Genomic DNA, 9,155 nt, shown 5'->3' with positions numbered 1-9,155 from the left:
GATGGGTTCGGTACGTATCCAAAATACACGCAAGCCACCCATGCCCTTTGTCACGTCCACCATTTGCGTGAGTTAAAAGGATTCATCGAACAAGGGCATACGTGGGCGATGCGCATGACCACGTTTCTGTTAGCCGCCAAGCAAGCCGTCGAAGCCCATCACGGTGCACTTTCCGAAGAAGAAGCGAGACGGTGGGAACGAGTGTATGATCGCATCCTAGAAAGAGCACAACACCGATTGGAAGCGAAGACGCCTCTTCCGAAAAAAGCACTCGCTTTTGTTCGACGCCTTCAAAAACGAAAGGAAGAAGCACTGCGTTTCTTACGTGAAGTACATGTTCCCTTTGATAACAACCAAGCCGAACGCGATCTTCGCATGGTTAAAGTCAAAGAGAACATTTCGGGTACGTTTCGCGAAGAAACATTCGCCCAGTCTTTTTGTATCACAAGAAGCATCGTTTCCACACTCGCGAAACACGAAAAAAACGTGTGGGACTCGTTATGTCTTCTGTTGACGGGCGACACGCTCGATCGTGTTCTTTCTATCACTTAGGGCATTTTCTATCACGGAGATGCCCTATTTGTGTTGCGCTTTTTTACATACTACTATCGGGGTGAATAGTTACCTTCTTTACTTTAAAAGTGATCAGAATATTTTTAGAAATTCAGGCAATATCCGCTATGCGCCATGCACGAAAAGCAGTCGTTACTGTTTCGATTGACAAAGTTGACTTTATTTCTTCTGCAAAAGTAGGTGACATTTTAAAGCTCGAAGCATTCGTCTACTCGACCGGCCGCACATCCATGAAAGTATTCGTCAAAGTCGAAACGGAAGATTTATTTACAGGCGAGCATCACTTAACAACCACATGCTTTTTAACGATGGTCGCCATCGATCAAAACAAAAAACCGACGCCTGTTCCAAAAGTCATCATTAGCGAACAAGAGGAACAAATTGTACAACTACATCAGCAAAACAAACGAATCAACAAGGCATAGATATTTACACGAAAAAACCACACGCCCGATTACATATATCATAATCTATGGCGTGTGGTTTTTTCATTCCTTCTAAGCTTTACTCCACCGTTACTGACTTCGCTAAGTTGCGCGGTTTGTCGACGTCGCAGCCACGGTGTAAGGCTGCATAGTAAGCAATTAATTGCAATGGTACGACAGATGCAAGCGGTGTAAGCATCGGATGAACGGCTGGGATGACGAAACGGTCGTCCTCCATGTCTAATCCTTTCATTGAGATCATGCACGGATTAGCGCCGCGAGCGACAACTTCCTTGACGTTACCGCGAATGCTTAAGTTCACATGTTCTTGTGTCGCTAATGCGATCACTGGTGTGCCATTTTCAATTAAAGCGATCGTACCGTGCTTTAATTCTCCACCCGCAAAGCCTTCTGCTTGAATATAAGAAATTTCCTTTAACTTTAATGCGCCTTCTAATACGACATAATAGTCAACTGCACGACCGATAAAGAAGCAGTTGCGTGTTGTCGCTAAATATTCGCGGGCGATTTGTTCCATTTCATGCTTTGCATCGCAAAGTGTTTCCATCGCATTTGCAACAATGCCGAGTTCTTTTGTGACGTCAACATTCAACTCGATGCCTTTTGCTTTTGCAGCAACCGCTGCTAACATCGCAAGCACCGCAATTTGTGCTGTATATGCTTTCGTTGATGCAACAGCGATTTCTGGTCCAGCGTGAAGAAGAAGCGTATAATCTGCTTCGCGCGATAATGTCGAGCCTGGCACGTTCGTAATCGTTAATGATTTATGACCAAGCTCTTTCGTACGTACAAGCACCGCACGGCTGTCCGCTGTTTCCCCACTTTGTGAAATATAAATAAATAGCGGTTTTTCTGATAAAAGCGGCATGTTGTACGAAAATTCGCTTGCGATATGCACTTCGACAGGGATTTTCGCCCAGTTCTCGATCAATTGTTTACCGACTAAACCAGCATGATAGCTCGTGCCGCATGCGACGATATATAAGCGATCCGCTTCTTTGACTGCTTGAACGATGTTTTCGTCAATCGCTAATTCACCTTGTTCATTGCGGTATTTTTCAATCAAACGGCGAATGACGAGCGGTTGTTCGTCAATTTCTTTTAACATGTAGTAAGGATACGTTCCTTTTTCAATGTCGCTTGCATCCAATTCCGCCACATATGGTGCGCGCTCTACGACTTCACCATTTAACTTTTTAATCGTTACACTTTCTTTTGTGACAATGACGATTTCTTTATCCATTAACTCGACGTATTCGTTTGTCACTTGCAACATCGCTAATGCGTCGCTTGCGACAACATTAAATCCTTTGCCTAATCCAGCTAAAAGCGGGCTTTTATTTTTCGCCGCGTAAATGACGCCATCATTTTCTGCATCAATTAAAGCGATCGCATATGAACCTTTCAAGAGCGAAAGCGTCTTACGAAACGCTTCTTCTACCGATAATCCTTCGTTTACAAACGTTTCAATTAACTGAACAATGACTTCTGTATCTGTATCACTTTTAAACGACACGTGCGCTAAATAATCACGTTTTAACAACTCATAGTTTTCAATTACCCCATTATGCACAAGGGTAAAGCGGCCAGATGCGCTTTGGTGTGGATGAGCATTGACGCGGTTTGGCGCGCCATGTGTCGCCCAACGTGTATGACCGATGCCAAGCGGCGCGTCTACATCTTCTGCGACAATGGCACGTAAGTCAGCAATCCGACCTTTTTCTTTAAACACATGGACACCTGTACCGTTCAATAACGCAATCCCTGCAGAGTCGTATCCACGATACTCTAATTTCTCTAATCCGTACAATAAAATTTCTTTTGATGGTTGTTCACCAATATAACCAACAATTCCGCACATAACAAATCCTCCCTAATAATAGGGGCAAGAAGGGGCTCTTGCCCCTTGAGTCATATGTGCGATGAACGTTCTTTCCTTTGTGCAAAGAGTCGCCTCTTTGTTTTAAGAAAGAACTTGCGGCCGTCATCGCTTCAGCCGGGAGGCATCCGCCGAACACTCGATAAACCTCCTCCTCGTCAACTAAGCTTTTTTCCGTCCAAGCTTAGTCCAGGCGCTTTAATAACTGTTGTTTTCCGCTACCCTCCTTTCATGTAAGATGTCAAACAACAATAGTTTACAACAACAAAGAAGCAAACGTCAATGTGTATCGCTTACCCCCCTGTATAAACAAAATATGCATAAATGGAATAAACCGTTCCATTTATGCATATCGTTTACCGAAAACATTATTGTGCGCCAAAGCGCTCACGAATAACAGCTGCAATTCGCTCGACGTATTGATCACAAAGTTCATTTGTCGGCGCTTCTGCCATGACGCGAACGAGCGGTTCCGTACCAGACGGACGAACGAGAATACGACCGTTTCCAGCCATTTCTTCTTCTACCTCACGAATGACGCGTTGCACTTCTTCGCTTGCGATTGCTTCATGTTTATCCGTTACTTTTACGTTCACTAACTTTTGTGGGTATTTTTTCATTTCCCCCGCTAACTCAGAAAGCGGCTTTTTCGTTACTTTCATAATGTTGACAAGCTGTAGCGCTGTCAACAACCCATCCCCTGTCGTGTTGTAATCAAGGAAAATAATATGCCCTGATTGTTCTCCACCTAAATTGTAGCCGTTCTTTTTCATTTCTTCGACGACATAACGGTCACCAACGGCTGTTTGCACACTTTTGATCCCTTGCGCTTCAAGCGCTTTATAAAAGCCAAGGTTGCTCATGACGGTTGAGACGACCGTTTGATGTTTCAAACGCCCTTGTTCATGTAAATATTTTGCGCAAATGTACATAATTTGGTCACCGTCAACAATTTCACCGTTTTCATCAACCGCAATTAATCGGTCGCCATCACCATCAAACGCTAATCCTACATCTGCTCCTTTTTCCTTCACAAATGCAACTAACGCCTCCGGATGTGTTGAACCGACACCGTCGTTAATATTTAACCCGTTCGGTGATGCTCCCATTGTCGACACATCGGCATCTAAATCGGCAAATAAATGCGTCGCTAACGACGATGTCGCACCGTGCGCGCAATCAAGCGCGACATGAATACCGGAAAAATCTTCGTCCACCGTTTGCTTTAAATATTGTAAATATTTTTGTCCACCTTCAAAATAGTCGTTTACTTGCCCTAAATCTTTGCCGATTGGACGTGGCAACGTATCTTCTTCGCTATCGAGAAGAGCTTCGATTTCTTGTTCTTGTTCATCAGACAGCTTAAAGCCATCTGGACCAAAAAACTTAATGCCGTTATCTTGAACAGGGTTATGCGAAGCGGAGATCATGACCCCCGCTTGCGCCCCTAACACTTTTGTTAAATATGCTACACCTGGTGTAGAAATCACGCCAAGGCGCATCACTTCTGCTCCGATGGAGAGCAGTCCAGCTACAAACGCCCCTTCAAGCATATGACCAGAGATGCGCGTATCGCGCCCAATTAATACTTTTGGACGTTCTTTATCTTTCGTTAATACGTAACCGCCAAAACGGCCAATTTTAAAAGCTAATTCTGGTGTTAATTCACTATTGGCAATCCCTCGAACACCGTCTGTTCCGAAATACTTACCCATGCTATCGCTCCTTTTATCATGACTCATTTCTTGTAATACGAATGGTTGCTTCTTTTTGCGGTAGTTTCCATCGAACGTTTTGAGGTCCATTGACTTCAATTGGCACATTATGCTCACCAATGCCTAATTCACTAACGTTTAAGTATACCTCAATATCCTGCAACTGAATAGCATTGAGTACACGTTGAGCTCCTAAAGCCGTGAGCGTCATATTTTGATCGATAGGATTTATAAATTCAGCCTTGTATGCATCGTTTAGTCCAATGATTTCAATCGGAACATTATAAAACGTTCTCTCTTTTTCTTGTTCCACTTCAATTAAAATTGTAACTTTCGCTGGGTCTACAGCTTTTACTCCTTTTGGAACAGGTACATCGACTTGTAAAGTCGTATTGCTTGTAATACCGCTTAAATCAATTTCCACGCCAGTAATAAATTCGATTTCATCGATTTTTGCCTTTGGTCCAAAAATCGTTACCTCACTCGGAATGACTTCCATTTTGACGATGCTTAATCCTTCTCGTAACGTTCCTTTTCGTTCGATTTTTAGAGGAACGGTTTTGCTTGGGCTTTTAATCGGTACGGTAATATCGACAATAGATGGTTCCACATCGAGCGGTAATACATTTCCTTCTTTATCATACACCGTCACTTTCGATTCTCGTTCAATCGTTTCTTCGACTCCTTTTAAATCGACGCGTGCCTTTACTAATGCCACTTTATCAATTAATGTTTTTGCTCCCGTCACTTTCACAATATTTGGCTTAACAATTGGTTGTTCCGGTGAATAACCATCTGCAATTTGCGATTTATTAATAAAGTCGACTTCCACCGGAAAGTCTTTTGACACTCGTTCATCAATAGTCACAGTAATTGTCGCTGGATCAATGCTGACGCGTAACTTTTCAGAAATATTTCGGTATTTCAAAGGGACGGTATGCGTACCAATTGGTAATTTAGATAAATCAACGTACACTTCAAAATCTCGTTGCAGCTTCGTCGGCTTGACGATGCTTTTTGGTCCTTCAAGCATGACGTTGACCGATTGAGGAATGCCAGAAACAACAAGGTTTTCTTGATCGTAATAAGCTACGACTGGGACGTCCGTCACCGTTTCAACATCCGTTTGCCCAACCGTATTTCGTGACGTACTATTAGACTGTGTTTCAATATTAACTGAAACGTAAATCATAAGCGCTAACAATAAAGAAAAAATGCGTATAAACCACGGGCTATTCATCCATTTATCCACTTTTTTTCGCCCTCCACTGCCAACGAGATGAAGAAGTCGTTTTCGGTTGAATGAGCTCTTTCGTCAGCAATTCTCGTAATACATCTAATTTTAAATCGCGATAAAGCTCCCCATTTTTCGTAACAGAAATCGCTCCCGTTTCTTCAGATACAACGACAGTAATACTGTCTGTCACTTCACTAATACCTAATGCCGCGCGATGCCGTGTGCCGAGCTCTTTAGAAATAAATGGACTTTCTGATAGCGGCAAGTAACAAGATGCCGCAGCAATTTGATTTTTTTGAATAATGACAGCTCCATCGTGAAGTGGTGTATTTGGAATAAAAATGTTAATGAGCAACTCTGATGAAACATGTGCGTGTAATGGAATGCCGGTTTCAATATAATCGCCCATTCCTGTTTCTCGTTCAATGGAAATAAGAGCTCCGATCCGTCGTTTTGCCATATACTCTATTGCCTTTACAATTGCTTCAATCATATGCGTTTGTTCTTCCTCTTCAGGGGTCGTACTTCTTGAAAACAGTTTTCCTCTTCCTAGTTGTTCAAGTGCTCGACGTAATTCGGGCTGGAAAATGATAATGATAGCTAAAAAACCCCATGTAATTGCTTGGTCCATTAACCATTGTAACGTGCTTAATCCAATGAAGCTACTTACAATTCGGACAAGAATAATGACAATAATCCCTTTAAGCAGTTGCACCGCTTTCGTGCCGCGCACAACCATAATGAGCTTATAAATGACAAACCAAACGACAAGAATGTCTACAAACTTAATGAGGTAATTCACAAATGTTGGGAGCTCTCCAAATGGCATTTTTACACTTCCTTCACTCATTCTAATTGCTCTCACATGTAAAAAAGCCATCAATATGGATGGCTATTTCGTTAATGTTTTGGCGATATTGTAACCGACTCTTTTTATATTATACCAAATCCAATCAAATACTTCATTAACTTCTTCAATTTGTCCAGTTACTTCACCAGCAGAAGCTAAATATTTATGACCGTTAATGACGGTAACATTGCCATGCACTTCTCCTTCAATTTTAATATCGCCGTTTCGAACAACGATATCACCTTCCACGACTTTCCCTTCTGGCACAATGACGGTATGGTTTTGGACAATTAAATGTTCTTGCTTAGAAAATGAAAATTCATTATCCTCTTGCCAAACTGCCCATAAGCTGCTCGTGCTTAATAGGAGAAATAATGATGCAGCCGTTAAAAACGGATGATGGGTAAGCCATCGTTTCCAACGTACACGCCGTTTTTCACGAGGTAAATTGTACATGACTTTTTTAATAAAATCGTCTGAAGGGGTGAAGTGAGAAACATTTTCGACAAACGCCACTGTTTTTTCCAATGCATAAAAATGTTCTCGGCATGCTTCACATTGTTGAATATGTCTACGTAATTGTTGCTCTTCTTCTTTTTGAATATCTCCGTCTAGGTAGTCATGCATCCATTGAACAATTTTTTTAGAGCATGGCATCTGTTCTCACTCCTTCTTAATCATAAATGGTCTAAATGTTTGCGCAATGCTTCACGACCACGATGAATGCGCGTTTTTACCGTGCCAATCGGCAAGTGTAAAATATCACTAATTTCTTGTAGCGATAATTCATCAATATATTTTAGGACGATGACGGTGCGATATTTTTCCGGTAGTTTTAAAATCGCTTCTTGTACCATTTGTTGTAACTCTAAACTTTCTAACGCATCTTCCGGGGAAGTTCCTTCATCTGCGAGCTGGGAATACATCGTTAGCCCGTCTGTTCCTGATACTTCCGCATCTAAATAAATATCTGGCTTTTTTTTACGCATGCGATCAATCGATAAATTTGTTGCAATACGATATAGCCAAGAAGAAAACTTCATTGTCGGATCGTATGTATGAATGTTAACATACGCCCGAATAAACGCTTCTTGGGCAGCATCCTCTGCCTCGTGACGATTTCCTAACATCCGATAGCATAGTTGATAAATTTTATCTTTGTACATCTCAACAATATCTGCAAAAGCACTTTGATCTCCTTTTTTTACCGCTTTAATGCGTTGCCTAATAAACATGTCCATTCAATATTTACCTCCACATGGGGGCTACTATTTTATACGAATAACATAAAGCAAAGTTCCATAAATCGCAACGAATATGTTAATTTTTTTAAAAAAATCGAGAGGGGGCATCATGCCACCTCTCATGCGAGCTTCTCACCAAACAACGATCCCATTAAAGCAACAGCGGTTGCAGCCGTTTTATTTCGTTCATCTAAAATAGGATTTACTTCAACAAACTCTGCTGACGTAATAATTTGTGCTTCAGCTAACATTTCCATCGCTAAGTGGCTTTCACGATACGTCAGTCCACCGATTACAGGTGTTCCAACTCCCGGTGCATCGTGTGGATCAAGTCCATCTAAGTCAAGAGACAAATGTACACCGTCTGTTCGTTCTTTTAAATACGCAATCGTTTCTTCCATCACTTTCGTCATACCTAGACGATCAACCTCATGCATTGTATATATTTTAATTCCTTTTTCTTTAATTAATTGTTTTTCGCCTTCATCAAGTGAACGAGCACCGATGATCACAATATTTTCTGGTTTCACTTTTGGGCTATATCCACCAATCATCGTTAAAGCTGGATGACCAAGTCCTAAACTTGCTGCAAGCGGCATACCATGAATATTCCCCGAAGGCGAAGTTTCTTCCGTGTTCAAATCTCCATGCGCATCATACCAAATGACGCCTAAATTTTTGTAATGTTTAGCCACTCCTGCAAGTGTCCCAATCGCAATACTATGATCACCACCGAGAACAAGTGGAAAGCGACCTCTTGTTACAACTTCATCCACTATAGCAGCTAGCTTTTCATTTGCTTCAGCAACCGCTTTCAAATTTCGTAATTTTGGACTTGTCACATCTTGAACGCGCTCAGCGCGACCAATTTGAATATCGCCTAAATCTTCAATATCATGATTTAAGTTTTCCAAACGCTCCACTACACCCGCGTAGCGAATGGCACTTGGTCCCATATCAACGCCACGACGTGTTTGTCCTAAGTCCATTGGCACACCAATAATCGAGATGTTCATCTTGATCTCCTCCCCTTGCTGTATCTAATGTTTATTGTACATGAGGAGAAACAGTTGGCTCAACTCGACAACTTTTTGAATATTTATTCTATAATAAAAAGAAAAAAACCTTAGGCAGTACCTAAGGTTTCTAATATCTATGGAGCCTATCGGGATCGAACCGATGACCTCCTGCGTGCAAAGCAGGCGCTCTCC

The 9,155-nt window shown here is 41.8% G+C and carries 8 protein-coding genes and 1 pseudogene; 2 read left to right on the top strand and 7 right to left on the bottom strand.

Annotated features, from left to right (window positions below; all coding sequences use genetic code 11):
* Positions 1–552 (top strand): IS66 family transposase (locus ACYQY7_RS13210; RefSeq protein WP_461202729.1); only part of this gene is annotated, 552 nt, incomplete at its 5' end.
* A 107-nt stretch (positions 553–659) separates the two neighbouring features.
* Positions 660–998: pseudogene (locus ACYQY7_RS13205) on the top strand (acyl-CoA thioesterase); the annotation flags it as partial.
* 79 nt (positions 999–1,077) lie between these two features.
* Here the strand turns inward: ACYQY7_RS13205 and glmS are convergent.
* From glmS to rocF, 7 genes are all read right to left on the bottom strand, one after another.
* Positions 1,078–2,880 (bottom strand): glutamine--fructose-6-phosphate transaminase (isomerizing), encoded by a 1,803-nt coding sequence (gene glmS / locus ACYQY7_RS13200; protein ID WP_461202727.1) that lies wholly within the window; start codon positions 2,878–2,880, stop codon positions 1,078–1,080.
* 386 nt (positions 2,881–3,266) lie between these two features.
* Positions 3,267–4,613: a phosphoglucosamine mutase gene (gene glmM / locus ACYQY7_RS13195; protein WP_461202725.1), complete on the bottom strand. Its 1,347-nt coding sequence runs from the start codon at positions 4,611–4,613 to the stop codon at positions 3,267–3,269.
* Between the two features lie 16 nt (positions 4,614–4,629).
* On the bottom strand, positions 4,630–5,865 hold the full coding sequence (locus ACYQY7_RS13190) for a CdaR family protein (protein ID WP_461202723.1): 1,236 nt from the start codon (positions 5,863–5,865) through the stop codon (positions 4,630–4,632).
* Positions 5,858–6,679 (bottom strand): diadenylate cyclase CdaA, encoded by an 822-nt coding sequence (gene cdaA, locus ACYQY7_RS13185; protein WP_461202731.1) that lies wholly within the window; start codon positions 6,677–6,679, stop codon positions 5,858–5,860. The genes ACYQY7_RS13190 and cdaA overlap by 8 nt, the downstream gene beginning before the upstream one ends.
* A 63-nt stretch (positions 6,680–6,742) precedes the next feature.
* Positions 6,743–7,357 carry a zf-HC2 domain-containing protein gene (locus ACYQY7_RS13180; RefSeq protein WP_461202721.1) on the bottom strand — a complete coding sequence of 205 codons (615 nt, stop codon included), beginning with the start codon at positions 7,355–7,357 and terminating at the stop codon, positions 6,743–6,745.
* A gap of 20 nt (positions 7,358–7,377) precedes the next feature.
* The gene (sigW, locus tag ACYQY7_RS13175; RefSeq protein WP_461202720.1) at positions 7,378–7,941 is read right to left on the bottom strand and encodes an RNA polymerase sigma factor SigW; all 564 of its coding nucleotides are present in this window, start codon (positions 7,939–7,941) and stop codon (positions 7,378–7,380) included.
* A 122-nt stretch (positions 7,942–8,063) separates the two neighbouring features.
* On the bottom strand, positions 8,064–8,960 hold the full coding sequence (gene rocF / locus ACYQY7_RS13170) for an arginase (RefSeq protein ID WP_461202718.1): 897 nt from the start codon (positions 8,958–8,960) through the stop codon (positions 8,064–8,066).
* Positions 8,961–9,155: the final 195 nt, after the last annotated feature.

This window comes from Anoxybacillus sp. TBDG-1 (assembly GCF_054815885.1).
The sequence above is the reverse complement of the archived record's forward strand: the minus strand, read 5'-3'. Positions and strand labels throughout refer to the sequence as shown.